The 25014-nt window shown below is 69.8% G+C and carries 27 protein-coding genes; 13 read left to right on the top strand and 14 right to left on the bottom strand.

Annotation, left to right across the window (positions count from 1 at the left end):
* Window positions 1-2: 2 nt before the first annotated feature.
* Window positions 3-410 carry a CoA-binding protein gene (locus HH310_RS03565; protein ID WP_169173933.1) on the top strand — a complete coding sequence of 136 codons (408 nt, stop codon included), beginning with the start codon at window positions 3-5 and terminating at the stop codon, window positions 408-410.
* Window positions 411-737: 327 nt separating this feature from the next.
* Window positions 738-1442: a DUF4190 domain-containing protein gene (locus HH310_RS45220; protein WP_312033808.1), complete on the top strand. Its 705-nt coding sequence runs from the start codon at window positions 738-740 to the stop codon at window positions 1440-1442.
* A 45-nt stretch (window positions 1443-1487) separates the two neighbouring features.
* On the opposite strand, the gene HH310_RS03555 is transcribed toward HH310_RS45220, so the two are convergent.
* From HH310_RS03555 to HH310_RS03545, 3 genes are all read right to left on the bottom strand, one after another.
* The gene (locus HH310_RS03555) at window positions 1488-2285 is read right to left on the bottom strand and encodes an SDR family NAD(P)-dependent oxidoreductase (RefSeq protein WP_169173932.1); all 798 of its coding nucleotides are present in this window, start codon (window positions 2283-2285) and stop codon (window positions 1488-1490) included.
* Between the two features lie 184 nt (window positions 2286-2469).
* Window positions 2470-3060, bottom strand: coding sequence for a hypothetical protein (locus HH310_RS03550; protein ID WP_169173931.1), 591 nt, complete (start codon window positions 3058-3060; stop codon window positions 2470-2472).
* Window positions 3061-3135: 75 nt separating this feature from the next.
* Window positions 3136-4065, bottom strand: coding sequence for a DMT family transporter (locus HH310_RS03545; RefSeq protein ID WP_169173930.1), 930 nt, complete (start codon window positions 4063-4065; stop codon window positions 3136-3138).
* Between the two features lie 138 nt (window positions 4066-4203).
* Between HH310_RS03545 and HH310_RS03540 the strand changes: the two genes are divergently transcribed.
* Both HH310_RS03540 and HH310_RS03535 read left to right on the top strand, forming a co-directional pair.
* The gene (locus HH310_RS03540) at window positions 4204-4920 is read left to right on the top strand and encodes an HAD family hydrolase (protein WP_169173929.1); all 717 of its coding nucleotides are present in this window, start codon (window positions 4204-4206) and stop codon (window positions 4918-4920) included.
* Entirely contained in the window at window positions 4917-5411 is a 495-nt protein-coding gene (locus HH310_RS03535; RefSeq protein ID WP_169173928.1) for a hypothetical protein, read from the top strand. The genes HH310_RS03540 and HH310_RS03535 overlap by 4 nt, the downstream gene beginning before the upstream one ends.
* A gap of 662 nt (window positions 5412-6073) precedes the next feature.
* Here HH310_RS03535 and HH310_RS03530 read toward each other — a convergent pair.
* Window positions 6074-6946, bottom strand: coding sequence for a PhzF family phenazine biosynthesis protein (locus HH310_RS03530; RefSeq protein WP_169173927.1), 873 nt, complete (start codon window positions 6944-6946; stop codon window positions 6074-6076).
* 27 nt (window positions 6947-6973) lie between these two features.
* Between HH310_RS03530 and HH310_RS03525 the strand changes: the two genes are divergently transcribed.
* From HH310_RS03525 to HH310_RS03515, 3 genes are read left to right on the top strand one after another with little or no spacing between them, the layout of a single operon-like run.
* Window positions 6974-8257, top strand: coding sequence for a magnesium transporter MgtE N-terminal domain-containing protein (locus tag HH310_RS03525; protein WP_169173926.1), 1284 nt, complete (start codon window positions 6974-6976; stop codon window positions 8255-8257).
* Window positions 8254-8799: a DUF1003 domain-containing protein gene (locus HH310_RS03520; protein ID WP_169173925.1), complete on the top strand. Its 546-nt coding sequence runs from the start codon at window positions 8254-8256 to the stop codon at window positions 8797-8799. The genes HH310_RS03525 and HH310_RS03520 overlap by 4 nt, the downstream gene beginning before the upstream one ends.
* Window positions 8800-8819: 20 nt before the next feature.
* The gene (locus HH310_RS03515; protein WP_169173924.1) at window positions 8820-9965 is read left to right on the top strand and encodes an Mrp/NBP35 family ATP-binding protein; all 1146 of its coding nucleotides are present in this window, start codon (window positions 8820-8822) and stop codon (window positions 9963-9965) included.
* A gap of 6 nt (window positions 9966-9971) precedes the next feature.
* On the opposite strand, the gene HH310_RS03510 is transcribed toward HH310_RS03515, so the two are convergent.
* Together HH310_RS03510 and HH310_RS03505 are read right to left on the bottom strand one after the other, a co-directional pair.
* Window positions 9972-10388, bottom strand: a complete 417-nt coding sequence (locus HH310_RS03510; protein ID WP_169173923.1) for a preprotein translocase subunit TatB — start codon at window positions 10386-10388, stop codon at window positions 9972-9974.
* A 69-nt stretch (window positions 10389-10457) separates the two neighbouring features.
* Window positions 10458-11747, bottom strand: coding sequence for a S1C family serine protease (locus HH310_RS03505; RefSeq protein ID WP_396027486.1), 1290 nt, complete (start codon window positions 11745-11747; stop codon window positions 10458-10460).
* 231 nt (window positions 11748-11978) lie between these two features.
* On the opposite strand from HH310_RS03505, the gene HH310_RS03500 reads away from it, so the two are divergent.
* Window positions 11979-12587, top strand: a complete 609-nt coding sequence (locus HH310_RS03500) for an O-methyltransferase (RefSeq protein WP_312033806.1) — start codon at window positions 11979-11981, stop codon at window positions 12585-12587.
* A gap of 82 nt (window positions 12588-12669) precedes the next feature.
* On the opposite strand, the gene HH310_RS03495 is transcribed toward HH310_RS03500, so the two are convergent.
* The gene (locus HH310_RS03495; RefSeq protein ID WP_015625691.1) at window positions 12670-12837 is read right to left on the bottom strand and encodes a DUF3117 domain-containing protein; all 168 of its coding nucleotides are present in this window, start codon (window positions 12835-12837) and stop codon (window positions 12670-12672) included.
* Between the two features lie 258 nt (window positions 12838-13095).
* Here HH310_RS03495 and HH310_RS03490 point away from each other — a divergent pair, with 258 nt between their 5' ends.
* Entirely contained in the window at window positions 13096-13908 is an 813-nt protein-coding gene (locus HH310_RS03490; protein ID WP_169173921.1) for a PaaX family transcriptional regulator C-terminal domain-containing protein, read from the top strand.
* Entirely contained in the window at window positions 13901-14689 is a 789-nt protein-coding gene (locus HH310_RS03485) for an enoyl-CoA hydratase/isomerase family protein (protein WP_169173920.1), read from the top strand. The genes HH310_RS03490 and HH310_RS03485 overlap by 8 nt, the downstream gene beginning before the upstream one ends.
* A 106-nt stretch (window positions 14690-14795) precedes the next feature.
* Here HH310_RS03485 and HH310_RS03480 read toward each other — a convergent pair whose 3' ends face one another.
* The 5 genes from HH310_RS03480 to ndhC form a co-directional block, all read right to left on the bottom strand.
* Complete coding sequence (locus HH310_RS03480) at window positions 14796-15356, bottom strand: hypothetical protein (protein ID WP_169173919.1); 561 nt, start codon at window positions 15354-15356, stop codon at window positions 14796-14798.
* A 4-nt stretch (window positions 15357-15360) separates the two neighbouring features.
* The gene (locus HH310_RS03475) at window positions 15361-15960 is read right to left on the bottom strand and encodes a DNA-3-methyladenine glycosylase I (protein WP_169173918.1); all 600 of its coding nucleotides are present in this window, start codon (window positions 15958-15960) and stop codon (window positions 15361-15363) included.
* 36 nt (window positions 15961-15996) lie between these two features.
* Complete coding sequence (locus tag HH310_RS03470; protein WP_169173917.1) at window positions 15997-16488, bottom strand: SRPBCC family protein; 492 nt, start codon at window positions 16486-16488, stop codon at window positions 15997-15999.
* Complete coding sequence (locus tag HH310_RS03465) at window positions 16485-16994, bottom strand: DivIVA domain-containing protein (RefSeq protein ID WP_169173916.1); 510 nt, start codon at window positions 16992-16994, stop codon at window positions 16485-16487. The genes HH310_RS03470 and HH310_RS03465 overlap by 4 nt, the downstream gene beginning before the upstream one ends.
* Window positions 16995-17063: 69 nt before the next feature.
* On the bottom strand, window positions 17064-17441 hold the full coding sequence (gene ndhC, locus HH310_RS03460) for an NADH-quinone oxidoreductase subunit A (RefSeq protein WP_169173915.1): 378 nt from the start codon (window positions 17439-17441) through the stop codon (window positions 17064-17066).
* 207 nt (window positions 17442-17648) lie between these two features.
* Here ndhC and HH310_RS03455 point away from each other — a divergent pair, with 207 nt between their 5' ends.
* Both HH310_RS03455 and HH310_RS03450 read left to right on the top strand, forming a co-directional pair.
* A complete protein-coding gene (locus HH310_RS03455) occupies window positions 17649-19502 on the top strand; it encodes a 2-oxoacid:acceptor oxidoreductase subunit alpha (protein WP_169173914.1) in 1854 nt (617 codons plus the stop codon).
* Window positions 19495-20517 carry a 2-oxoacid:ferredoxin oxidoreductase subunit beta gene (locus HH310_RS03450; RefSeq protein ID WP_169173913.1) on the top strand — a complete coding sequence of 341 codons (1023 nt, stop codon included), beginning with the start codon at window positions 19495-19497 and terminating at the stop codon, window positions 20515-20517. The genes HH310_RS03455 and HH310_RS03450 overlap by 8 nt, the downstream gene beginning before the upstream one ends.
* 1 nt (window position 20518) lies before the next feature.
* Here HH310_RS03450 and HH310_RS03445 read toward each other — a convergent pair whose 3' ends face one another.
* Window positions 20519-21532 (bottom strand): TrkA family potassium uptake protein, encoded by a 1014-nt coding sequence (locus tag HH310_RS03445; RefSeq protein WP_169173912.1) that lies wholly within the window; start codon window positions 21530-21532, stop codon window positions 20519-20521.
* A 163-nt stretch (window positions 21533-21695) separates the two neighbouring features.
* Between HH310_RS03445 and HH310_RS03440 the strand changes: the two genes are divergently transcribed.
* Window positions 21696-22193 carry a phospholipase gene (locus tag HH310_RS03440; protein ID WP_169173911.1) on the top strand — a complete coding sequence of 166 codons (498 nt, stop codon included), beginning with the start codon at window positions 21696-21698 and terminating at the stop codon, window positions 22191-22193.
* Between the two features lie 8 nt (window positions 22194-22201).
* Here HH310_RS03440 and HH310_RS03435 read toward each other — a convergent pair whose 3' ends face one another.
* Complete coding sequence (locus HH310_RS03435; RefSeq protein WP_169173910.1) at window positions 22202-24907, bottom strand: adenylate/guanylate cyclase domain-containing protein; 2706 nt, start codon at window positions 24905-24907, stop codon at window positions 22202-22204.
* Window positions 24908-25014: the final 107 nt, after the last annotated feature.

Below are 25014 nucleotides of genomic sequence, written 5' to 3'. Positions count from 1 at the left end.
GAGTGAGAACTGCACAACAGATTCTGGCGGATGCCAACGTCATAGCCGTCGTCGGCGCGTCCCGTGACCCGTCAAAGTCGGCTCACTCGGTCCCCCGCCAGATCCTCCGCCACGGCTGGCGAATCATCCCCGTGAACCCCTTCACCGACGAGATCTTCGGCCTCAAAACGGTCCCCACCTTGGCCGACATCGACGAGCCCATCGACTTAGTCAACATCTTCCGCCCATCCCACGACGCCTTAGAGGTCGTACGCCAGGCCATCGAGATCAAGGCCCCGGCCGTGTGGCTCCAGACAGGCATCATCTCCACCGAGGCCCGCCGCTCGGCTGAGGAGGCCGGCATCGACTACGTAGAGGACCGCTGCATAGCGGTCGAACGAGCAGCAGCCGCGCTGACAAAGCTCCGCTGACCCCTTGCGCCGCGCCCGCCTGGGGCCAAGCCAACTCACGCGCCGCAGCAACCCGCGCAGACGACCTCGCGCCCGGGGCCTGCCTCCAACGCCGCTCAACCACCTCGGCACAGCGAACATCTCCGAGCTGGCAGCTTCCGCCTCAGCCACCCGCCGGAGCGGACGGCTTCGCATGGCGAGCGCCGTCCGGCTGGGCGGCGCGACGACGCGGCCGCGGACCGCTGCGGGCTGAACGGGAAAATGGCTCTTGTTTTCGGGGGTATCGAATAACGTGTGCTCCGGTTTCGGTGGGACTAGTACGGTTCCGGGGAACTAGGAGGAGCTTCTATGACATATCCGCCGCCCGGTGGTCCGCCGGAGCCTGCGCAGACACCGCAGCCCTCCGTGCCGCCGATGGATCCGACGCGGGCCTTCTCCGGCGAGGCCGCGCCCGGACAGCCGGATCCGACCGCGTATTACGGGCAACCGGGACAAGCGCCAGGGGGCTTCGGGCAGCCATACGGGACACCCGACGCGTCCACGCCGCCGGGCGGGGCGGCCAGCCCCTACGCGCCGCCAGCCGGGGCGCCCAGCCCCTACACGCCGGCAGCCGGAGCGCCCAGCCCGTACGCGCCGCCAGCCGAGGCGCCCGACCCCTACGCGCCGGCAGCCGGGGCGCCCGACCCCTACACGCCGCCGGCCCACTCGCACACCCCCGGTGGGGGCTACGCGACGGGTGCCAATCAGGCGTACGGGCAACCGCCCTACGGGGTGCCGCCCGCCTATGGGGCTCCCGCCTACGGGGCCGTCAAACCCACGAACACCCTGGCGATCCTCTCGCTGGTGTTCGCGTTTGTGTTTCCGGTCGCTGGGGTTGTCATGGGGCACCTCGCGAAGCGGCAGATCCGGGACAGCGGCGAAGAAGGTGGCGGGCTGGCCACCGCGGGGCTCGCGATCGGGTACGCCTTCACCGCGGTCGGGCTACTGCTCTGCGTCGGCTACGGGGTGCTCATCGCGGTCGCCTTCACCGACGGCGCCACTGGCACTTTCTGACACGCATGCGGGCCGGCCCACGGCGGGCCGGCCCGGATGGCACGGTCAGCGGAACTCCGCCTCCCGGACGCTGTTGCCGCCGTCGACCACCAGCATCTGGCCGGTGATGTACGAGGCGGCCGGGGAGCACAGGAACGCGATCGCGGCGGCCACCTCGTCGGGGGTTCCGGGGCGGCCTATCGGCGTACCCAGGCCTTGTTTGATCTCGGTGACCGTGGAGGCCGCCGTGTAGATCGTGCCGGGGGCCACGCAGTTGACGTTCACGCCGTCGGCGACCAGTTCCATCGCCAGCGCCCTGGTCAGGCCGACGACGCCGGCCTTCGCCGCCGCGTACGCCGCCTCGGTGGGCAGTGCGTTCACCGGGCCCGCGGTGGCCGCCAGGTTGACGATGCGGCCCCAGCCCCGCTCGGCCATGCCGCCCTGGAACGCCCGGCTGCACAGGAACGCCGTGCTCAGGTTGCGGTCGATCTCGGCTTTCCACTCGTCGTAGGTGAGCTGCGAGACCGGGCGCAACACCTCCGGCGAGGCCCGGCTCGCCAGGCCGGCGTTGTTGACCAGCACCTCGACGTCGCCGAGCTGGTCGGTGATCGCGTCGGCCAGGGCGCCCACCTCGGCCTCGTCGGTCAGGTCGGCCACGAAGCCGGTGACGCCCAGTTCCGCCGCGCGGTCGTGAATACGCCGCGTAGTGGACACGATCGCCACACGGGCGCCCAGGTCACGCAGGCGGCGTGCGGTCGCGTAGCCGATGCCGTCGGGACTGCCCGCCCCGGTCACCAACGCGATCTTGCCGTCCAGACGCAGTGTGACGGGTGCCTCGTCCGCCGTTGTTTCCGTCTCGGTCATTTCCCCTCCACAGGTGAGACTTCCGAAGCCTCCAAAGGTGAGGCCCCCGAAGACGAAGCGGGACGGCTGGCGCCGGCGACGCGGGCGTCGAAGACCATGCGGCGATCCTGCCGTGTCCCGCAACCCAGAGCAACATTGCGGGGTATGTGGCGTAAAGCGCGTTCGGTAGGGGTGGACAGGAAAGTCAGTCCAAGGGGCGGACCGGGCCCTCCTCGAGGAAGTGCAGCGGCGCTCGCGCTCCGTAACGGGCCGACAGCTCGCGGCGGGCGCGTTCCACGTCGCGGGTGCCGATGTCCACAGCCGAGCCGTCGTGCCGGGCCCCGACCGAGACGATGCGGACGCCTTCGTGGGTCCAGTACGCGAGGTCGGCCAGCACCCGGTCATGCCAGTAGGACAGGTCGACGGCCGTGTTAGCCGCGTCTCGGACCAGAATGCACACATCCTCGGCGGTCCGGCGGATGAAATCGTCGAAGGTCACCGACGGAACCCGGTAGACGTACGCGCGTACGTGCTCCTGATCGACCGAAAGCCCGGCATAGCTGTCCGCGTAGTCACGGCGCCCGGCCTTCTCGATCTCGGTCATCACGGCGTTCAGCTTGGCGGGGGTGATCGGCATGCCGGAGGCGTACGCGGGAAGGCGGGTGAGTCCGCAACCGGCGGTGGCCCAGCCGCCGATCACACCGGCCTCGTCGATCGAGTTCGGCTCCTCGTCGGCACAACCGCCGGTCATGAGAACCGCCAGCAGAAGGACTGCCCCGAATCGACCGCGGCGCATCGCATTCCCCCTCTCTACCGGAGCCGGACGCGGCACGCCAGGCAACGGCCCCGGAGGGCTAAACGATCGAGGCGGTCAGTCGGCTAGGCCGGGGGTCAGCGCGAGCTGCGCCTGACGCTCGCGGGCGGCGCCGAGCACCACGACGACCACCCCGGACAGCAGGATCGCCAGGCCGGGAAGCGCCGCCGGCTCGGGCGTCTGACCCAGCCAAAGCCAGGCGATCAGGGCGGCGCCGGGCACCTCCAGCAGGATCAGCACGCTCACCGTGGTCGCCGACGTGTGCTGCAGCGCGTAGTTGAACATCGAGTGCCCCAGCAGCTGCGCGCCCGCCACAATGGCCAAGATCGCTGCCCACGTACGCCCGTCGAAGCCGGTCAGCTGGATCCCGGCGCTCAGGCAGACGACCAGCAGCAGGATCGCGCACGTGCCATAACAGATCCAGGTGTACGTCGTGGTGCTGAGCCGGGCACGCGACCGTTCGCCGAGCGCGGTGTAGAGGGCCGCCGCGATGCCGCCGAGCAGCGCGAGCACGTCGGCGAACACGGCCTGACCCGAGACGCTCACGTCGACGCCGGTGGCCCACGCGGCGCCGATCACCGCGAGCGCGATGCCGAGCCAGCCCGCCCGCGACGGCCGCCGGCCCTGGATCATCGCGATCAGCCCCTGCCAGACCGGCTGGGTCGCGACCAGCGCGGTCGCGGTCGCCACCGAGCCGAGTTGCACGCTCGGCATCCAGGTGCCGAAGTGCGCGGCCAGCGCCACCCCGGCGAGCACGCAGAACAAGGCGTCACGGCGGGTGATCCCGCGGATCTCGGTGCGCCGCGGCCCGAACGTGATCGGGGTCAGCACCACGGACGCGATCGCGTTCCGCCAGAACGCGATGGCCAGCGCCGGAGCGGCCGCGAACGCGATCAGCGGCGCCGACGAGGAGACCGCGAGAACCGCGACCGTGAGCGCGAGAACGGTTGGCAATGCGGGCCCTTGCGGCGATGAACGCTCATTCATCCCCGGGGGTCGCTTCTTGCGTCACTGAGCAGCACCGTTTGTCGATCGCTATTGAACGGAAAGTGAGGGTGTCGTTACAGTCACGAGGTTTTCTCCTGCCCACTTTCCACCCGTCAATGCCCGGGAGGCTGGTTTACCATGCCCGCATACGGTGCGGTCGTGTTTGACTTTTTCGGCACGTTAACCCGATCTGTCCAGCGCGGTCCGCAGCACGCCGAGCTCGCCCGGTCCCTGGGCGTCGAGCCCGAGGCCGTGCGCGGCGTCCTCGATCGAACGTTCCGGGCGCGGGCGCGAGGCCGGTACGGCTCCGCGGAGGCAACCCTACGATGGGTCATCGAGCAGGCCGGCGGCCGCCCCCAGGCGTCCCAGGTGCGTGCCGCGGTGCCGGCCCGGGTGAACGCGCTGCGGGCTGACACGCGGTTACGGTCCGACGCGGTGAGCGTGCTGACCGCCCTCCGGCGGCGCGGCCTGGCCACCGCCCTGATCAGCGACTGCACCCACGAGCTCCCGGCCTTCCTGCCGAGCCTGCCGGTCGCGCCCCTGCTGGACGCCAAGATCTATTCCGTACGCCTCGGCGTGTGCAAGCCGGACCCGAAGATCTATCTGGCCGCGTGTGCCGAGCTGGGCGTCCAGCCTCGCGAATGCCTCTACGTGGGCGACGGCGGCAGCCACGAACTCAGCGGCGCCGCAGCGGTCGGCATGACGCCGGTACGTCTGGCCGCCCCCGATCTCGCGAACCACCTGGTCTTCGACGCGGACACCAACTTCGCCGGCCGTACGGTCCGCTCCCTCACCGAGATCGTCGGCCTCGTCGACCGCACCCTGGTGACAGCGGGACATAGGATCGCCGGGTGACCGCCGCGGTTCTCGAAGAGGCTCTGAAGAAGGCCACGCTCGCCTGGATCTCGGTCGGCGGCGCGCCCGCCCTGGCGCTGTGGTGCATGCCCCTGGACGGCGCGCTGATCGTGGTGAGTGGGCCTGGTGAGCAGTTCGCTCCCGGGCTGGCCGACGCGCGCCGGGTGGAGGTGCGGTTGCGCGGCGACAACGGCGGCTTGATCGTGGTCAGCGAGATGGCGGTCGCGCGTGTGCAGCCGGGCAGCGAGGATTGGGAGACGGTCGCGCCGCAGCTGGCTTCGAAGCGCCTGAACGCCTCCGGCACGGCCGATCAGTTGATCGCGCGGTGGGTGTCGTCCGGCGCTTCCGTTGTGCGGCTAACCCCGGATCAGGATAAAGCGGTCACCGCGCCGGACCTGTCTTCGAGCTCAGGTGCGGAGCCACTGCGCGACACCCCGGCGACCGTCCCGGTGAAGCGCCCGTTCAAGCTGCACAAAGTCCGGCGCCGTTAGCGCGCGTCATGGCGCTGCCGCCCGGAGGGGTACGGCTGGTCGAGCATGGTGATCGGGATGGCCGGGCAGGGGTTTGCGGGTATCTGGCCGATCGTCCCGAGGATTTCCGGCGCGACGATCACCCGCGCCTGCGTTCAGGGCTACGAAACCGCACCCTCCTGCCGCCGGATGCACTGATCGGCGACGGGTGTCCGATTCATCCTGGTATGGCATGCCTTACTCGGCTGAGCTAGCGCCGGGGGCGCTGGCACACGAGGATGCACCCCTGAGCATTCTCATGATTCGAACGCTGAGGCTCACAATGTGGACGTTGGTCCAAAAAGGACGGTTGCTCTGCCCACATATGGCAGCCTTTGTGACTCGCGAATGTCGGTTGATTTCGAGACCTTGGAGAGTTGCGCCCACATATCGACCACAACTCTCCAAGGTCTCAAAATTCTCGCGTAAAACGCCGTAAGGCTGCGGGGGCAACCATGACGCGGGGGACAAAACGGCCATAGTGGCCAGCATCCGTTGCCACGCGGCGGCGCCTACCGATCATGGCCCCAAACCTCAGAGCCCACCCTCCCTGGGGGTGCCCCCGCCTTGCATTATCGCGGAAATGGGGTGGGGGTGGTGGGGGGCCTGTGGACGGGGGGCTGTTGTGGAAACTGGCCGGGTTGTTAGCCGATGAAGGGTGGGACGGTGATCTCGCCCCTGGCTATCGGAGCGACGTGGCCGGCCACCGTTGCCGAGGTGGCTGCGCCCGCGGCGGCGGTTACCGTGCATTCCAGCAAGGACGGGCGGCCCATCTCGATGCCCTGGTGGATGCGGTAGGTGGACGTGCCCTCGGGTGGGAGCAGGGCCGACGCGACCAGCCAGACGCCCAGGCCCAGGGCGGCGGAGCCGGTGGCCGGGTCCTCGGGGACGGCGGCGCCGGGGACGAAGACGCGCGCTCGCGCCTCGCCGTCCTCCCAGGAGAAGACGGACAGCTCGGTGACGCCCAGGCGAGCCGCTGCCACGTCGTCGATGCGGATCGCGGGCAGGGCGTCACGGCGTACGGGAAGGAACACCCAGGGCAGGCCGCACCCGGCGGAACGTGGGGCAGCCAGGTCGGAGCCGGCGTAGGCGTCGGCACCCAGACCGGCCATCGCCAGCAGCTCGGCGGGATCGAGTGGCTCGCCCAGCGTGGGGGTGCCGCCGGTCAGGACCGCGGAGGACGGGCCGACCTCGATCGGCAGCAGGCCCGCGCCGCACTCCTGCACCACCGGGCCGGCCTCGAACAGGCCGCGGCGCATGGAGGTGACCGCGGCGCCGACGCTGGGGTGACCGGCGAACGGCAGCTCGGCCTCGGGGGTGAAGATCCGGGCGCGGTAGGTCGCCTGATCGGTGGTCGGCGGTAGCACGAAAACGGTCTCGGCGAGGTTGAACTCGCGGGCCAGCGTGTGCATCTGGTCACCGGCGAGGTCGGCGGCGCCGTACACGACTGCCAGGGGGTTTCCCGCGAACGGGCGATCGGTGAACACGTCGACGATCTCGTACGCCACGGTGGACATGTCCGGACCCTAACCTAGGCTGAATATATGACCATGGGGACGCGGGTATATCTGGCTCGGCTGGCCGGCCTGCCCGTGTTCGACCCGAACGGGGACCGGGTCGGGCGCGTCCGGGATGCCGTCGTGCGGCTGCGGACCACGAACCGGCCGCCGCAGGTGGTGGGGCTGGTCGCCGAGATGGCGCTGCGGCGGCGGATCTTCCTGCCGATCGGGCGGGTGACGTCGATGGACGCGGACGCCGCGGTGCTCGGCACCGGCATGCTGAATCTGCGCCGGTTCGAGAAGCGGCCGAACGAGCTGCTCGTGGTCGAGGACCTGCTGGACCGGCGGGTCACGGTGGTGCCCGAGGACGGCTCAGAAAACCGGACACCGGCCACGGTTGTGGACATCGCGATGGAGCAGAACCGCAGTAACGAGTGGCTGGTGACGCGGGTCGGGGTGCGTGAGCTGACCGGCCGGCTGACCCGGCGCGGTCACGTCTTCCAGGCCGACCTGGACCGGGTGCTCAACCTGTTCGGTCCGACCGACACGCAGGGCACCTCGAATCTGATCGCGCTGCTCGAGCAGATGAAGCCGGCGGACATGGCGAACGCCCTGCAGGATCTGCCGGACACCCGCCGTAACGAGGTGGCGGCGGCGCTCAGTGACCGCCAGCTGGCCGACGTGCTGGAGGAGCTGCCCGAGCACGACCAGGTGGAGATCCTGGTGCGGTTGGATCGCAAGCGGGCGGCCGACGTGCTGGAGCGGATGGACCCGGATGACGCCGCCGACCTGCTGGGCGAGCTGCCCAAGACCGAGCAGGCGGTGCTGCTGGACCTGATGGAGCCGGAGGAGGCCGCGCCGGTCCGCCAGCTCATGAACTACCAGCCGGGTACGGCGGGGGCGGTGATGACCTCGGAGCCGGTGATCATGACGCCGGACGCCACGGTGGCCGAGGCGCTGGCCCGGATCCGGGAGCCGGAGTTGTCCGCGGTGGTGGCGGCCCAGGTGTTCGTGGCGCGTGCCCCGTCCGCGACGCCGACCGGGCGGTACCTGGGCATGGTGCATTTCCAGCGGCTGCTGCGGGAGCCGCCGTCGTCGATCCTCGGCGGCATCGTCGACAACGACATCGAGCCGCTGCGCCCGGCCACCCCGCTCGGCGTGATCACCAAGCAGATGGCGACGTACGACCTGGTCGCGATGCCGGTCATCGACCAGACGAACCGGCTGGTCGGTGCGGTGACGGTGGACGACGTGCTCGATCATTCGCTGCCCCGGGACTGGCGGGACAAGGACACCGACGTCGCCGGGCTGGACGAGGTGGCGCCGTGACCGAGCCGCGCCGCGACCGCCTGGACCAGCCCGTCGAGCGCGCCCGGGTGCGGCTGCCGCATTTCGACGCGGAGACGTTCGGCCGCTGGTCGGAGAACATCGCCCGGTTCATGGGCACGGCCCAGTTCATCGTTTGGATGACCATCGTCATCCTGTTTTGGTTCGGGTGGAACACGCTCGCTCCCCAGGGCGTGCGCTTCGACCCGTACACGTTCACGTTCTTGACCTTGATTCTTTCTCTGCAGGCCTCGTACGCGGCGCCGCTGATCCTGCTCGCGCAGAACCGGCAGGCCGACCGTGACCGCCTGGCGATGGAGGAGGACCGCCGGCGCGCGGCGATGCAGAAGGCGGACACCGAGTTCCTGGCCCGTGAGCTGGCGTCGCTGCGGATCGCGCTGGGCGAGGTGGCCACCCGCGACTTCCTGCGCAGCGAGCTGGCGCGGCTGGCCGACGAGCTGGACGAAGCGGCGCTGCGCCGGGAGAAAAGGGCCCGGTCGGAGTGGGAGGAGGAACGCAAGGACTGGGAAAACGACCGTCCCTGACTCGACGTAGAGTGGGCCACATGTCCGCTCCCGCCCCCACTCTCGAGGACGCGATCCAGACCGCGCTGGCCACGGTCGACGACCCCGAGATCCGCCGCCCGATCACCGAACTCGGCATGGTCAAGGGCTTCACCGTCGCGACAAGCGCGGTCAACGTCGAGCTCTTACTCACCGTCGCGGGTTGCCCGCTGCGCGACAAGCTGACGGTGGACATCACCGACGCGCTCACCAAGATCCCTGGGATCGAGTCGGTGACCATCGATTTCGGCGTGATGACCGAGGAGCAGCGCAAGGCGCTGCAGACCCAGCTGCGCGGTTCCGGTGCCGCCGAACCGGTCATTCCTTTCGCTCAGCCCGGCTCCCGCACCAGGGTGTACGCCGTGGCGAGTGGCAAGGGTGGCGTCGGTAAATCGAGTGTGACGGTCAACCTGGCCGCGTCCCTGGCGAAGAGGGGCTTGTCGGTCGGCGTGGTCGACGCGGACATCTACGGCCACTCGGTGCCCCGGATGCTGGGTGTGGACGGGCGTCCCACCCGGGTCGAAGACATGATCATGCCGCCGCAGTCACACGGCGTGAAGGTGATCTCGATCGGGATGTTCACCGCGGGTAACGCTGCGGTGGTGTGGCGTGGCCCGATGCTGCACCGGGCGCTTCAGCAGTTCCTGGCCGACGTGTTCTGGGGCGAGCTGGACGTGCTGCTGCTCGACCTGCCCCCGGGCACCGGCGACATGGCGATCTCGCTGGCCCAGCTCCTGCCGAACGCGGAGATCCTGGTGGTCACCACCCCGCAGACGGCGGCCGCCGAGGTGGCCGAGCGGGCCGGGGCGATCGCGCTGCAGACGCACCAGCGCCTGGTCGGCGTCGTGGAGAACATGTCGTGGCTGGAGCTTCCGGACGGCAGCCGGATGGAGGTCTTCGGGGCGGGCGGCGGTCAGACCGTTGCCGACTCGCTGACCCAGACCATCGGCGCTTCGGTGCCGCTGCTCGGGCAGATCCCGATGGACACCCGGGTCCGTGAGGCGGGCGACGCGGGCCGGCCGATCGTGCTGGCCGATGCGGACGCTCCGGCGGCCAAGGCGCTCGACGCGGTGGCGGACCGGCTGGCGGTGCGGCGCGAGTCCCTGGTCGGCAAGCCGCTCGGCCTCTCAGTGGCCGCCCGGCACTGACCGCTCTTATGTAGCGTCCAAGTCCAACGACGGCGTCCTGCGTGCCGGCTGCTCGGCCGACACGGAGGGCGCCGTGTGGTTTTTGATGTCGGCGGCGGTCGCGACCTCGCTCAGGTCCTGCTTGACGCCGTTGAGGTCCTGTTTCACGTCGTCGAGCAGGCCCTGCAGCGGCTTGCGCAGCGCGGCCTCGTCCTCTTCGCTGATCAGGTGCTTGCGGATGAACGCCTTCGGATGCAGATCCTGAAGCTGGATGTCGGTGCCGAGCTCACGGCTCAGGTCACTCGTCGCGTTCTGCGCCATGGCGCGCAGGCCACGCAGCATGCGCAGGCCGTCGCCAATCACCTTGGGCAGTCGCTCGCCGAAGATCAGCAGCGCCAGCATCAGCAGCGCACCGATCTCCCACCAGTTCAGGTTCTCGAACATGAGACGGCCTCCTAGCGTCCGCGCCCAAGACTACGCACGCAATCTGTCCGGCGGCAGTCCGCCAAGCGATCAGTTGGAGTCGGCCGCCAATGTCACCGAGGCGTTGCCGGTCGAGCTGCCGCGACGGTACTGCACCGCGACCACTGTGCCGGGAGCGTACTTGCGGACGAGAGCGACCAGGTCGGTGCCGTCCTCGATGGCGTGACCGTCGAGCTTGGTGAGCACGTCGCCGGCCTTGAGACCGGCGGCCGCGGCCGGACCGGACGGCTGGACCGTCTGGAGCCGCGCCCCGGTGGTGCTGTTGCCCATGGACACGTCGGCGCCGATCACCGTACGGCGGGCCTTGCCGTGGTCGATGATGTCGGTCGCGAGCCGCTTGGCCTGGTTGATCGGGATGGCGAAGGCGAGGCCGATGTTTCCCGCGTCGGTCTGTGCGCCCACCGAGCGGATCACCGAGTTGACGCCGATGACCTGGCCGGCCGAGTTGACCAGCGGGCCACCCGAGTTGCCCTGGTTGACCGCGGCGTCGGTCTGGATGGCCGCGTAGTAGCGGGTGGTGCCGCCCTCGTCGGACTGGATGGTGCGGTCGAGGGCGCTCACGATGCCCTCGGTGACGGTGTTGGTCAGACCGAGCGGCGAACCGAACGCCAGCACGTGGTCACCGACCGCAGCCTGGTCGGAGTTACCGAGCGCGACCGGTGTGAGATTCTTCTTCGAGACCTTGATGACCGCGATGTCGGATTCCGGGTCGCGCCCGACCAGGCTCGCCTGGGCGCTGGAGCCGTCGCTGAACGAAACGGACATCCGGCCGTCGGCGCCCTCCACCACGTGGTCGTTGGTGATCACGTAGCCGTCCCGGGAGACCACGAACCCGGAGCCGATCGCGCCGGTCACGCGGACCGTCACCACGCTGGGCTGCAGCTTTTCCGCGACCCCGGCCTGCGAGTCGGCGGGCCGGTTCGCCGCGGCCGGCGGCTCCGAGGCGTTGGCGGCGCCCAACTGGGTGCCGGCGCCGCCGCCGACGCCGCTGCGCACCGCGAACAGGTAGCCCAGCGTGCCGCCTAAGCCGCCGGCGAGTAACGCCGTGATCAGGCAGATCAATAAGACCGGGGTGAGCGAGCGGCGTGGCGCGTTCGGATCGACGACCGGCTCCGGCTGCGGCGCGGCGGTCGTCTCGGGAGCCTGCATGACGACCGCGGTCGGGGCGTTCGGGTCACGCCACGGGTCGGCCAGGGCGTCGGACCACCAGGCCTGACGGTCGGGCGGGCCGGCGGGCAGGCTGGTCGGACCGGACGGCGGGCTCGTGGGACCGGGAGGCGGGTTCGCGGAAGCCGGGCGAACGTTCCAGCCGTCGGTCACGTCTGTGCCTCCACTCGTGGTCCGTCATGAGCGTCGCTCGCCCTCCAGAATGACACGGATCCCGACCCGCGCCTTCGCCCGGCCCGTTTATGCATCGACGGCCCGATGCATCCCAAGAGAGCATCGGCCTACTCTCTTATCCGATGTGCGCGGGTTCCTCCTCGCGCATCCGATCGTTGCCCGGAGGTCGTCATCGTCCCGTCAGCCCGCCCGTTCGGCCCGCCTCCGTCGGTGCATTTCGCCGAGGCGTACGCCAGCGAGGACATCGTTCTGCAGACCGCCCGCAGTCTCGCGCTGGAGCTCGGCCTCGACAGCGTCACCCCGGGCGCCGGGTCCGTGCTGCGTCTTCTCGCTGCCGCGGGCAATGCCAAGGCGGTGGTGGAGATCGGTACGGGGACCGGCGTCAGCGGCACCTGGCTGCTGCGCGGCATGCGTGCGGACGGGGTGCTCACCACGATCGACGTGGAGAACGAGCATCAGCGCATCGCCCGGCGCATCTTCGTCGAGGCGGGCTTCGCGTCGTCGCGTACCCGGATCATCACGGGCCGTGCGCTGGACGTGCTTCCCCGGCTGGCCGACGGGGTCTACGACATGGTGTTCGTGGACGCGGACGCGACCGAGATCGGCGCGTGCACCGACGCGGCGCTGCGCCTGCTGCGTCCGGGCGGGGTGCTGGCGGTCAACGGCATCATGGCCGACGGCCGGATCAGCGATCCGTCGGCCCGCGATGTGGATACGCTGACCATCCGCGAGACGGTGCGCGCGGTGCGTGAGTCCGAGGAGTGGATCCCGGCGGTGGTCCCGTCCGGGGCCGGGCTGCTCACCGCGGTCAAACGGTGACACCCGGGAGGATGACCTTTTCGGAAGACATGGAAAGCCCGCCGGTGCGGGCGGTACCGTACCGGCGGGCTCGCGTGAAACGTCAGCCGGCGATCGCCTTCAACGCGTCACCCAGCGCGTTGGCCTCGTCCGGAGTCATCTCAACGACGAGACGGCCACCACCTTCCAACGGGACGCGCATGACGATGCCACGACCCTCCTTGGTGACCTCCAGCGGACCATCGCCCGTCCGCGGCTTCATCGCCGCCATCTTGTCTCCCCTCAGACCCACATCAGGGTGTCGGTGGGTTGCCCCACAGCCACTTCCTCAACGTCACGTGCTCAGCCCCACGTAACGTGGTACCTCGTATCCGACCGGCCGCCGAAGGGCCTTCGCGCGTCTTCCGCGACCCGGCCCACCGTGCCGATCAAACATTTTCCCTGATGAACACCGGCGAACCCAAACCCAGCCCGGGCGGATGTGACAGCGTCTAGCATATCGTCTTTTGGGCTGTCACAATGTGCGGTCATGCAGGCGCGGTCGGCACTCTTCGACCTGTACGGTGACTACCTCCGCCCGCGGGGCGGCCGGGCACCGGTCGCCGCCCTGGTCAAGCTGTTGGCGCCGCTCGGCATCGCCCCTCCGGCGGTCCGCACCGCGGTGTCCCGGATGGTCCGTCAAGGGTGGCTGCACCCTATGCGACTCGTCTCCGGGCCGGGCTATCTGCTCACCCCGAAAGCCGCCCGCCGCCTGGACGAGGCCGCGGCCCGGATCTATCGCACCGGACGCACCGGATGGGACGGTCGCTTCGATCTGATCGTGCTGCACGCGCCGCTCACCAAGCGGGACGCGAGCCGGATGGCGTTCCTGGGCTACGGATCGCTGGGTGAGCATGCGTGGGTGGCGCCGCGGCACGCCGACGAGGTCGACACCGTGCTGACCGCCGCGCGGGTGCGCTACGAACGGTTCAGCGCCGGGCACGCGGCGGGGTCGTCGGGTGCCGCGGACGTCGTGGGCCGCGCCTGGGACCTGCCCGAGCTCGCCCGGTCCTACGAGGATTTCGTGGCCGACCTGCGGCCGGTGGTGACGTCGGTGAATGCGAAGAGCACCGACGAGGAGGCGTACGCGGCCCGGTTCCTGCTGGTGCACGCCTGGCGGAACTTTCTGTTCCGGGATCCGCAGTTGCCGGCCTCGCTGCTGCCGCCGCGCTGGCCCGGGGTGAGCGCGGCCGGGTTCTTCGACCGGCACGCGGCCCGGTTGCGGCCCGCCGCGGACCGCTATGTGGAGCGATGCCTACAGTCAGCGAGTCGCAACCGTATGGGATTCTCGACCAATGACTGACAGCCTGCTCGTCGACCGCACCGATGCGGTCGTCACGCTCACGCTCAACCGGCCCGAGGCGATGAACGCGCTCGATGTCGACCTCAAGGAGGCGCTGCGCGACACGCTCGCCACGCTCGAGACGGACAAATCGTGCCGGGCGATCGTGCTGGCCGGGGCGGGCAAGGCGTTCTGCGTCGGGCAGGATCTGCGCGAGCACGCCGAGGATCTGGAGTCGGGGCGGACCGATCTGAACACGGTGCGGATCCACTACAACCCGATCGCGCAGCGATTAGCGAGCATGCCGAAGCCGGTGGTCGCCGCGGTGCGCGGAACGGCGGCCGGGGCGGGGGCGTCGTTCGCGCTGCTCGCCGACTTCCGGATCGGGGGGCCGAAGACGTCGTTCCTGATGGCGTTCGCGAATGTCGGGCTCGCCGGGGACAGCGGGGTCTCGTGGTCGCTGCCGCGGATCGTCGGGCATGCCCGGGCGTTGGAGCTGCTCATGCTGGCCGAACCGGTGCGGGCTCCGGAGGCGTACGGGATGGGGATGCTCTCCCGGCTCGAGGAGGACGACGAGCGGGTGCTGCCGGCCGCCCAGGAACTGGCCGCGCGCCTCGCCGCCGGGCCGACGGTGGCCTACGGCGCGATCAAGCGAGAGTTGTCCATCGGGGACGCCGGCACGCTGTCCGACGCGCTGGCCGCCGAGGCGCAGGCGCAGGCGATCTGCGGCGGCACCGGCGACCACAAGGCGGCGGTGAGCGCCTTCGTCGCCAAACAGAAGCCCGTCTTCGAAGGCAGATAAGCCGGGGCAGCCAGTAAGCCGGGGCAGCCAGTAAGCCGGGGCAGCCAGCCGGGCCGCCGGAAAGGGCCGCCAGCCAGGGCCGCTGACGCCGGGCTTCGTGCCCGGCTCAGTCCTCCTCTTCCGCTTCTTCGTCTTCCTCCTCAGGGTCCTGGTTGGCTTCCTCGCCCAGGACGAAGACCTGCATCGCCAGCTCGTCGCCGGACGGCCAGACGTAGGTCGGAAGCTCGGCCGGCCCCATCTCGCGTACGTGCGACCAGAACTGCCGGACAGCCTCGGCCGGGGTGCCCGCCTCGATCGGCAGGGCCACGCTGACCAGCCACTCGGTGCGCCCGGCGAGCGGCGGCTCCCCGCCGACGCGGGCGGCCACCGCGCGGAACACCGACGGATCGACCGGCAGCACGCCCGGAGCCGTGCCGAGCGCCAACGCCTCGGCCGGCACCGGGGCGTCGAAGGCACGCCGCAGGTAGGTCAGGACGAGCCGATCATCGTCGACCTTCGCGGCCCGGGCCAGCGCCACCACGCCGCCGTCGGCGACGACCAGCACCTCGTCGTCGGGCGCCAGCGTGCCCGCGCCGACGTCGATTGTCACCGAGTCGTGGTGGTACAGCCGCTCGGTCGCCCATTGATCCGCCGGGATGATCACCGCCCAACCTGCCATGCCGTTCATCTCATCACGGGGTGGCCGGACGTTTGTGCGGCGGGACCCAGCAACCCGCCAAGTGGTCGTCGACCATGCCGGTGGCCTGCATCAACGCGTACGCCGTGGTGGGCCCGACGAATTTGAATCCGCGCTTCTTGAGATCTTTGGCCATGGCCGTGGACTCGGGGGTGAGCGCCGGGACGTCGGCGCGGGCGGCCGGGCGCGGCGGGGTCGGATCCGGCGCGTACGACCAGAGCAGCCCGGCCAGGCCGTCCGGCAGGTCGGCGGCGACGCGGGCGTTGTGCAGCGTGGCGTCGACCTTCATGCGGTTGCGGACGATGCCGGCGTCGGCCATCAGGCGGGCGTGGTCGGTGTCGGAGAAGGCCGCGACCTTCTCGATGACGAAGCCGGCGAACGCGGCCCGGAACGCCGGCCGCTTGCGCAGGATGGTGATCCAGGCGAGGCCGGACTGGAACGCCTCCAGGGACATGCGCTCGAACAGGGCGTCGTCGCCGAGCACCGGCTTGCCCCACTCGTGGTCGTGATAGGCCATGTAGTCCGGCGTGCTGCTCGCCCACGAACAGCGAGCCTGGCCGTCCGCGCCGACGACCAGCCCAGAGGTGTCATCCATGGCGGCCACCTTAAAGGGGGCCCCTGACATTTTCGGTTAGGGCAGTCGGCCCTGCTCGACGAGCCGCCCGAACTTGCGCAGCGCGCCGGTGAAGCCCAGCTTCGAGCCCGGCCACAGCACCGGCCAGGTCACCTTGCCGAACGCGCCGGCCGGCAGGTGGAACCACTCGTGCAGCACGACCTGCGTCCGGTCGCCGGACATCGCCGTACAGCGCATCGATCCGGGGCCGCGCAGCACCTTGCCGCAGTGCACGACGCGGACCTCGAAAGGGGGGTTGACCTTGACGACCTCGAGCTCGTCGCGCAGGGCGGCCGGCCCGATCGCGGTGATGGCCTCGACCAGGCTGCCCTCGCCGCCGTCGCCGCGGACCACCCGCACCTTGGTGAACGGGATCCACTCGGACTGCTTCTCCCAGCTCATCAGCGCGGCGAACACGCGTGGGGCGGGGGCGTTGACGATGACCGTGGCGGTGACCTCGCCGGAACCCGGTTGGGCGGCGTCGCCCAGCCCGGGCTCGGTGGCGCTCACCGGCGCTCCACCGCCTCGGGCTTGTCTTCCTCGACCGGTTCACCGGCCGGCGGCTCGGCCGGTTTCGTGGCGGGCACGACGGTCACCTCGATGGCTCGCTCTCCCTTGATCAGTGGCGCGGGCGCGTTCGCCGGCTGGTCGGCCGGGGCGACCGCCGCTTCCCGGGCGCGGCGCAGCGCGTCCGCGTCGGCGGTCCGGCCCTCGCGCAGCGCGGCCACTTCCGCCTCCAGCACGCCGATCAGCTCGTCCTTGTACCCGATGTCGTAGGCGGCGCGCTGCAGCGCCTGGTCGACCTGGGCCATCCGGTAGCCGCGCCAGGCGGTGTCGAACATCGTGCGCTCGAGGTCCTGCTCACCGAGCGGGCGGTCGCTGGGCAGCGGAACGGCATGGCCGTCCGGCTCGGCCGGCGACAATCCGTTGTCGCCGCCGCCGAACATCGCGGTCACGCCGAACACGATCGCGGCCACGACCAATGCGCCGACGAGATAAAGGAGAAGCTGGCCCATGCGCACGATGTTGGCACGGCGGCCCGCGCCTGGCGAGCCCGCCACCCCGACCGTTATGCGGCAGTAAGGTCAGGTCCAGGTCAAGATGCGCTTGCGCCACGCATAGAGAATGCCCAGCGCGAGCACCGCCACGAATACGCCCATCTCGGTCAACGTGGCCGCGCCGAACCCGGGCAGATCGAAGACGACCGCCCACGGAAAGAGGAAAACGGCCTCCACGGCGAAAAGGACGTACAGGTAGGCATAGACGTAATATCGGATCTGCGCCTGTGCCCAATCTCCGCCAACCGGGTCAATTCCGCTCTCGTACGGGATGAACTTGCCGGGCGGCGAAGCCGGGTCGGACGGGCGAAGCAGCTTGTTCGCGCTGAATGCACCGACAAAGACGATCACCCCGGCGGCCAGCACCAACCCCAGGATGGCGTACGAACCGAGATATCCGTCCACGAAGCGACAGCCTAATGGACGAAGCGCGACGCCCGGGGCAACCGGATGGTGGACACCAACTGGCTCCGGCGAGCGCCACATAGTTACTGTGGTCCCCGGCCGTGACCTCTCCGTAAGGAGCGGCGACGTAGGCTGGGTATGACGAACGCGGGGCCGGCTCATCGATGCGCTCAACCCACCGGCCGGCGCCCATAGGAGGGTTGGAACGTGTCCGCTGGAGCGAAGCGGGTCGAACAGCTGGACCGGGTGGTGATCCGGTTCGCGGGCGACTCAGGCGACGGCATGCAGCTCACCGGTGATCGATTGACGTCGGAAAGCGCGCAACTCGGCAACGACATCTCGACTCTGCCCAACTTCCCGGCGGAGATCCGCGCACCAGCAGGCACCCTGCCGGGTGTGTCGAGCTTCCAGGTGCACTTCGCCGACTACGACATCCTCACGCCCGGCGACGCGCCGAACGTTCTGGTCGCGATGAATCCCGCCGCGCTCAAGGCGAACATCTCCGACCTGCCGCAGGGCGCCGACATCATCCTCAACACCGACGAGTTCACCAAGCGCAACCTCGGCAAGGTGGGCTACGCGGCGAACCCGCTGGACGACGGCTCGCTGGACGCGTACGCGGTGCACCCGGTCGCGCTGACCTCGATGACGGTGGGCGCGCTGGACGGCCTGGGCGTCTCGAAGAAGGACGCCGAGCGCGCCAAGAACATGTTCGCGCTGGGCCTGCTCTCCTGGATGTATTCGCGGCCGTTCGAGTCGACGCTGCGCTTCCTGGAGCGCAAGTTCGCCAAGCGCCCCGACCTGGTCGCGGCGAACAAGGCGGCGTTCCAGGCCGGGTGGAACTTCGGCGAGACCACCGAGGACTTCTCCGTGCGGTACGAGGTGAAGCCCGCGAAGATGCGTCCGGGCACGTACCGGAACGTCACCGGCAACCAGGCGCTCGCGCTCGGGCTGGTGGCCGCGAGCGTGCGGTCCAAGCTGCCGCTGTTCCTCGGGGCCTATCCGATCACGCCGGCCTCCGACATCCTGCACGAGCTGTCCAAGCACAAACGCTTCGGCATCACCACCATGCAGGCCGAGGACGAGATCGCCGCCGTGGGTGCCGCGCTCGGGGCGGCGTACGGGGGAGCCCTGGGTGTCACCACGACCTCGGGTCCCGGTGTCGCGCTCAAGGGCGAGACGATCTCGCTGGCGATCGCGCTGGAGCTGCCGCTGGTGATCGTCGACGTGCAGCGGGCGGGCCCGTCCACCGGCATGCCGACCAAGACCGAGCAGGCCGATCTGAACATGGCGTTGTACGGCCGGCACGGTGAGGCGCCGCTCGCGGTGATCGCGCCGAAGTCGCCGTCGGACTGCTTCCACGCGGCGATCGAGGCGGCCCGGATCGCGCTGACCTACCGCACCCCGGTCATCCTGCTCTCCGACAACTACGTGGCGAACGGGTCCGAGCCGTGGCTGCTGCCCGAGGCCGGTGAGCTGCCCGATCTGAGCGTCGAGTACGCCCGCACGCCGAACGGCGAGGACGGCCGCTTCCTGCCGTACCTGCGCGATCCGAAGACGATGGCGCGGCCGTGGGCGATCCCCGGCACGCCCGGTCTCGAGCACCGCATCGGCGGCCTGGAGAAGGCGGACAAGACCGGCGACATCTCGTACGACCCGGCGAACCACGAGTTCATGGTCCGCACCCGGGCCGCGCGTATCGAGGGCATCGAGGTGCCGGACGTCGAGGTCGACGACCCGGACGAGAACGCGCGGGTGCTGGTGCTCGGCTGGGGTTCGACGTACGGGCCGATCGGTGCCGCCTGCCGGGCGTTGCGGCAACGTGGCCTGCCCATCGCGCAGGCCCACCTGCGGCACCTGTCCCCCTTGCCGGCGAATTTGGGTGAGGTGCTCCAGGCGTACGAGAAGGTCGTGATCCCGGAAATGAATTTAGGGCAGCTCGCCCACGTGATCCGGGCGAAGTACCTGGTTGACGCCGTTCCGTTCAACCAGATCAGCGGCCTTCCGTTCACCGCCGCGACGCTGGAGAGCATGCTCGAGGACGTGGTCAAGAATGGCTAGCCCCACTGTTGAGTTGAAGCTGACCGCCAAGGACTTCAAGTCCGACCAGGAGGTCCGCTGGTGCCCGGGGTGTGGTGACTACGCGATCCTCGCCGCGGTGCAGGGCTTCATGCCGGAGCTGGGCATCCCGCGCGAGAACATCGTCTTCATCTCCGGCATCGGGTGCTCGTCGCGCTTCCCGTACTACATGAACACGTACGGGATGCACTCGATCCACGGCCGTGCGCCGGCGATCGCCACCGGGCTGTCCGCGTCTCGCCCAGACCTGTCTGTCTGGGTGGTGACCGGCGACGGGGACGCGCTCTCGATCGGGGGCAACCACCTGATCCACGCGCTGCGACGGAACGTCAACCTGAAGATCCTGCTGTTCAACAACCGGATCTACGGGCTGACGAAAGGGCAGTACTCGCCGACCTCCGAGCTCGGCAAGATCACCAAATCGACCCCGGCCGGCTCGGCGGACTCGCCGTTCAACCCGTTGTCGCTGGCGCTCGGCGCGGAGGCGACGTTCGTGGCCCGCACGATCGACTCGGACCGCAAGCACCTGCAGTCGGTGCTGCGCGCGGCCGCCGACCACAAGGGCAGCGCGTTCGTCGAGATCTACCAGAACTGCAACATCTTCAACGACAACGCCTTCGAGATGATCAAGGACGCGTCGTCCCGGGACGACCACCTGATCCGGCTCGAGCAGGGGCAGCCGATCAAGTTCGGCGCCGAGGGCCAGTTCTCCGTGGTGCATCCCGAGGGCGCGTTCGGCCTGCGGGTGCAGGAGGGCGGCGACGCGCTGATCCACGACGCCACGGTGGACGATCCCGCGTACGCCTTCGCCCTGTCCCGGCTGTCCGGCTCCGATCTGAACACGACGCCGATCGGGGTCTTCCGCAACGTGCAGCGCCCCACCTACGACGAGATCCTGCAGAAGCAGCTGGTGGACGCGAAGGCGGAGGGCACCGGCACGCCGGACGAGATGCTCGACGGCCTGCTGAACACCGCGGACACCTGGACCATCCTCTAAATCAGACAGTCGCGCTGACGTTGCTTTCCTCGGCTCGGATGTAGACGAGCAGGTCGCCGGTCTCGATGCTCGGGGACTGGTCGCCGCCCAGTGGCAGCACCTTGCCGCGGCGGATCAAGGCGACCACCAGCGTCGCCAGCTCGCGCGGGTTCGTGCCGACCTCGCCGCGTTCCGCGGAGCGCATCGCCAAGGCCATGCCCTGGCCCGGGGTCAGCAGGTCTTCCACCACGTCGATCAGCGGCGGCGACGTCGTGGTCAAGCCGAGCAGCCGGCCCGCGGTCGCGGACGAGACGATCACGTGGTGGGCGCCGCTCTGCTTCAACAGGGCGGCGTTCTCCTGTTCGCGGACGGCGGCGATGATGCGCACCTGGCCGGCGGTGAGCTGGCGTACGGTCAAGGTGATCAGGACCGAGGCCTCGTCGCGGTCCGTCGCGATGATGACGGCCTTGCAGTGCTTGACGTCCGCCTGGTTGAGGACCGTCGAGCGGGTCGCGTTGCCCTCGATCACCACGAGGCCGTTGGCGGCGGCACCGCGCACGGCCACCTCGCTGGTCTCCACGACGACGATCTTCGCCTTGTCGTAGCCGTTCTCCAGCAACGCGTCGACGGCGGCTCGGCCCTTCGTCCCGTACCCGCAGACGATGATGTGGTCCTTCAACTTTCGCCTCCACCGGGTGACGCGCAGGGTGTTGCGGTACTGGTCGGTGAGCACCTCGAGCGTCGTGCCGACCAGGATGATCAGGAAGAGGACGCGCGCCGGCGTGACGATCAGGACGTTGACCAGGCGGGCGTCCGGGGTGACCGGCGTGATGTCGCCGTACCCGGTCGTGGAGAGCGAGACGACCGCGTAGTAGAAGCAGTCGAGCAGCGTGAGGCCGTCCGCGTTGACGTCCCGATAGCCGTCCCGGTCCGCGTAGATGATCGCGACGGTGACCAGAACGAGCCCGACGGCGAGCGCGAGCCGCACGCCGAGCGCCCGGAGAGGTCCCTTACGGACCATCGGCAGATGGATCATTCAGTGCCCCACACGCTCACACCATAGCTGCCGCTGCACGGCGGGCCCTCCAGGACATCACATCGGGGGCCGGACCGGAATACCCACGAGTAGCAGTCGCTACGCAGTGCCAACTTCATCGATCCATCTATATACGTTCATGGCGCAATCGAAGACTGTGCCCATGCTTCGACGTATCGCTCTCGTCCTCACCCTGGTCATCGCCGCCCTCATCCCCGCCGGCATCGCGAACGCCGCGGACTCCAAGGCGACGGTTCTCGCCCGCTGGACCCAGCCCACCGCCGCCAGCACCAACGAGTGGAACGCGGCCCGCAACAACCGCGCGCCCTGGGCTTCGTACGGCTTCGACTGGTCTACCGATTACTGCTCGTCCAGCCCGGACAACCCGCTGGGCTTCAACTTCGACACCTCCTGCTGGCACCACGACTTCGGCTACCGCAACTACAAGGCGATCGGCGCGTTCCCGGCCAACAAGGACCGGGTCGACAGCATGTTCTACGCCGACCTGCAGCGCGTCTGCGCCACCTACAGTTCCGGGTGGCAGCCCGCCTGCAACGCCTTAGCCTGGACGTATTACCAGGCCGTCCACGTCTTCGGCTCGGTCGCCGCGGTCAAGCAGGACGACATCGACAAGGCCGCGAAGATGCTCCCGCGCGGCTGACCCCCGACCTACCGCAGCGTCTGCGCGAAACGGGCGGCACCGTCCTCCAGATCCGGGTGCTCGACCGCCAGCGCCAACGCCACGATCTGATCAAAACCTTGACCCACCCCGTCGGCGTACGCGGCGTCGAAGGCGACATCGCCCATGGATACCCGCAGGGACAACTGCTGCGCCGACCAGAACCGTCCGAACATCTCGGTACGACGTGCGCCCCGCGCGGCCTCCGCTCCCCCGAAAAGCACAGCGGCGGTCGCCGGGTCGCCGCCCTGCGCACAGCGGACCGCGATCGCCGCGACCGCGTCCGCGGCGGCACCCGAGAAGCCGTGCCGTAACCGAGACCGCAGCGCCACCACGAGATGGTCGTGCGCGGCCACCAGGTCACGGCGGCGCAGCGCGACCATGCCGAGCAGCCAGTCGACAGTGCGCCGGCCACGATCCTGCGGTCGTCCGGCCTCCAGCTGACGGGCCGAGCCGAGCAGTTCGGCCGCCTCGTCGATCGCGTCCCGCCGCCACAGCAGCTCGGCCAGCGCGATCACGGCCGGCAGCGCCGAGCGCGGCACACCGGTCTGCTCGGCCAGCGTGATCACCTCGCGGCAGAGCCGTTCCGCTTCCTCCCACCGGCCGGTCGCCAGCAGCGTGGCACGATGCCCGGCCAGCGCCCGAACCAGCAGATCCGGCCGATCGTCGGCGCGGGCCACGCGTTCGGCACGCTCCAGGAACCGGGTACGCTCGCCGTGATCGTCGGCGAGGCCCGCGTGCACCAGGTACGCGGTGGCCAGGTCGGCGGCCTCGATCTCCGCGCCGTCCAGCCGCCGATACAGCCGGAACAGCAGGTCACGGCCCTCCCGCGTGCTGCCGTGTTCACGCCACCACGGTTGCAGGGCGGTGGCGAGGCGGAGTCCGGCGCGGACACTGCCGCCGTTCGCGGTCCAGCGCAGGGCGGTCTGCCACTCGGCCACGTACGGCGCGAGCTCGGTCAACGAGACGGTGCGGGGCTGGCCGTCGGTGTCCACGGCCACGCTGTCCAGGGTGTGCAGCGACCATTCCACGTGGCGGTCGCGCGCGTCGCGTTCGTCGCCGGCCGCGGTGAGCCTGCGGGAGGCGTACGCGCGAACCTGCCCGGACATCCGGTAGCGCGGGCCCGGCACGACCTCGACCAGCGATTTGTCGGCAAGCTCGGAGAGCGCGCCGAGCGCGTCCGGTCCGCACCACTCGACCGTGCCCAGCTCGACCGGCCCGGCGAAGACGGCCAGGCGGCGCAGCAGCTCGGCGCCGCGCGCGGTGAGGGTCCGATACGACCAGTCCAGGTTGGCCTCGAGGCTGTCGTGCCGGTCGGCGTCGGCATGAGTGGCCGGGTCGAGTGCCTGGATCGGATCGTCGAGCCGGGTGGCGAGCTGGCCGGCGGTGAACAGCCGCAACCGGGCGGCGGCGAGCTCGACCGCGAGCGGCGAGCCTTCCAGCCGCTTGGCGACCTCGTCGAGATCGGTGCCGTCGTCACCCGGTCCCGGCCGGCCTCCGCGCGCCGCGTCGGCACGCTCGCTGAGCAGCGCGAACACATCGGCCGGGGAGAGCGGCGGAATTCGCCACACCAATTCCCCGTGTACGCCGAGAGGGGCGCGCGAGGTGACCAGAAGATCCACGCCCGGGCAGGCGGCGAGCAGTTGCCGGACCGCGGTGGCGCCCGAGGCCTGCGCGATCTCGCAGGTCTGCAGAACGATCAGCATGTGCCGGCCCGCGCAGTGGTCGAGCAGCGTGTCCAGCAGCGGCCGGCCCGGTTCGGCGCGCACCCCCAGGGCCGCGGCGATCGCCGGGATCAGGCCGTCCTTCGCGCTTGCGGCGTCGACATTCCAGACCCCTTCCCCGTACGCCGGGATGGACCGTTCCGCCACCGCCAAGGACAGCCGTGTCTTGCCCGCTCCGCCCGGCCCGGCCACCGTGACCAGCCGATGCCGGGTCAGCAGGTCGGCCAGTTCCGCCAGTTCGGCCCGGCGCCCGACGAAGGACGTGAGGGGGGCCGGCAGGTTGTGGATCGGCGCGGCGGTCGTCCGGGGCCTCGGGAAGTCCCGTTCCAGGCCGTCGGCCATCACCTGGTAGAGCTGTTCGTCGTCGTCGAAGCCGCGGAGACGGTGCCGGCCCAGGTCGAGAAGGTCCAAGGTGGTTCGGGTGGCTACCGCTGTGCCGTTGCGCGCCTTGATCTGGCGTACCGGAACGCCCAGAAGTTGATGGTTCTCGGTTTTGCCGTTTCGGGCCTTTTGAGCGTTTCGAGGGGTCTTGGCGTTTTGGGCTTTAAGTGCCGTGGCCGCCGAACAGATGATCTGGCCACCATGCGCGGCCGCCGCCACCCGGGCAGCTCGATGCACCTCGATGCTGGCGTACTCGCTGCCGTTCGGTTTGGCCCAGCCCGTGTGCATGCCGATGCGCACTCGGGGTGCGACATCCGGGTAGGACCAGTCGTGTGCGGACAGTCGCCGTTGCGCTTCCACGGCGGCGGCGAGGGCCGCGCACGCATCCCCGAACGCAACGAAGAAAGAGTCACCCTCAGTGAAAAGCTCAACACCGCCATAGTCACGGAATGCAGCGCGCATGACCGCACGGTGATCGCCGAGGACCGAGCCGTAATCGTCGCCGAGCATTCGGGCCAGTCGCGTCGAGCCCTCGATGTCGGTGAACATAAAGGTCACAAGCCCGCTCGGCAGCTCGGTCCGTCCCGACACGGTGAACCTCCGCCCCCTTTGGGAAGTCGCGTCTCATGCTGGCGTATCACAGCGTTACCGACCATCGTAGAAACGGACGGTAACCATCCTCCCGCCACGGCCGACCC

Source organism: Actinoplanes sp. TBRC 11911 (genome assembly GCF_012933445.1).
Lineage (GTDB): Bacteria > Actinomycetota > Actinomycetes > Mycobacteriales > Micromonosporaceae > Actinoplanes.
The sequence above is the reverse complement of the archived record's forward strand: the minus strand, read 5'-3'. Positions and strand labels throughout refer to the sequence as shown.

Excerpts from the sequence above, each read along its gene's own strand:
- HH310_RS03465 (WP_169173916.1), bottom strand. The coding sequence starts at position 16,994 with ATGGGCCAGCTTCTCCTTTATCTCGTCGGCGCATTGGTCGTGGCCGCG.
- HH310_RS03525 (WP_169173926.1), top strand. The coding sequence starts at position 6,974 with ATGACCATGGGGACGCGGGTATATCTGGCTCGGCTGGCCGGCCTGCCC.
- HH310_RS03490 (WP_169173921.1), top strand. The coding sequence starts at position 13,096 with ATGCAGGCGCGGTCGGCACTCTTCGACCTGTACGGTGACTACCTCCGC.
- HH310_RS45220 (WP_312033808.1), top strand. The coding sequence starts at position 738 with ATGACATATCCGCCGCCCGGTGGTCCGCCGGAGCCTGCGCAGACACCG.
- HH310_RS03530 (WP_169173927.1), bottom strand. The coding sequence starts at position 6,946 with ATGTCCACCGTGGCGTACGAGATCGTCGACGTGTTCACCGATCGCCCG.
- HH310_RS03515 (WP_169173924.1), top strand. The coding sequence starts at position 8,820 with ATGTCCGCTCCCGCCCCCACTCTCGAGGACGCGATCCAGACCGCGCTG.
- HH310_RS03540 (WP_169173929.1), top strand. The coding sequence starts at position 4,204 with ATGCCCGCATACGGTGCGGTCGTGTTTGACTTTTTCGGCACGTTAACC.
- HH310_RS03555 (WP_169173932.1), bottom strand. The coding sequence starts at position 2,285 with ATGACCGAGACGGAAACAACGGCGGACGAGGCACCCGTCACACTGCGT.
- HH310_RS03485 (WP_169173920.1), top strand. The coding sequence starts at position 13,901 with ATGACTGACAGCCTGCTCGTCGACCGCACCGATGCGGTCGTCACGCTC.
- HH310_RS03445 (WP_169173912.1), bottom strand. The coding sequence starts at position 21,532 with ATGATCCATCTGCCGATGGTCCGTAAGGGACCTCTCCGGGCGCTCGGC.
- HH310_RS03545 (WP_169173930.1), bottom strand. The coding sequence starts at position 4,065 with ATGAATGAGCGTTCATCGCCGCAAGGGCCCGCATTGCCAACCGTTCTC.
- HH310_RS03510 (WP_169173923.1), bottom strand. The coding sequence starts at position 10,388 with ATGTTCGAGAACCTGAACTGGTGGGAGATCGGTGCGCTGCTGATGCTG.
- HH310_RS03475 (WP_169173918.1), bottom strand. The coding sequence starts at position 15,960 with ATGGATGACACCTCTGGGCTGGTCGTCGGCGCGGACGGCCAGGCTCGC.
- HH310_RS03450 (WP_169173913.1), top strand. The coding sequence starts at position 19,495 with ATGGCTAGCCCCACTGTTGAGTTGAAGCTGACCGCCAAGGACTTCAAG.
- HH310_RS03550 (WP_169173931.1), bottom strand. The coding sequence starts at position 3,060 with ATGCGCCGCGGTCGATTCGGGGCAGTCCTTCTGCTGGCGGTTCTCATG.
- HH310_RS03480 (WP_169173919.1), bottom strand. The coding sequence starts at position 15,356 with ATGAACGGCATGGCAGGTTGGGCGGTGATCATCCCGGCGGATCAATGG.
- HH310_RS03495 (WP_015625691.1), bottom strand. The coding sequence starts at position 12,837 with ATGGCGGCGATGAAGCCGCGGACGGGCGATGGTCCGCTGGAGGTCACC.
- HH310_RS03440 (WP_169173911.1), top strand. The coding sequence starts at position 21,696 with ATGCTTCGACGTATCGCTCTCGTCCTCACCCTGGTCATCGCCGCCCTC.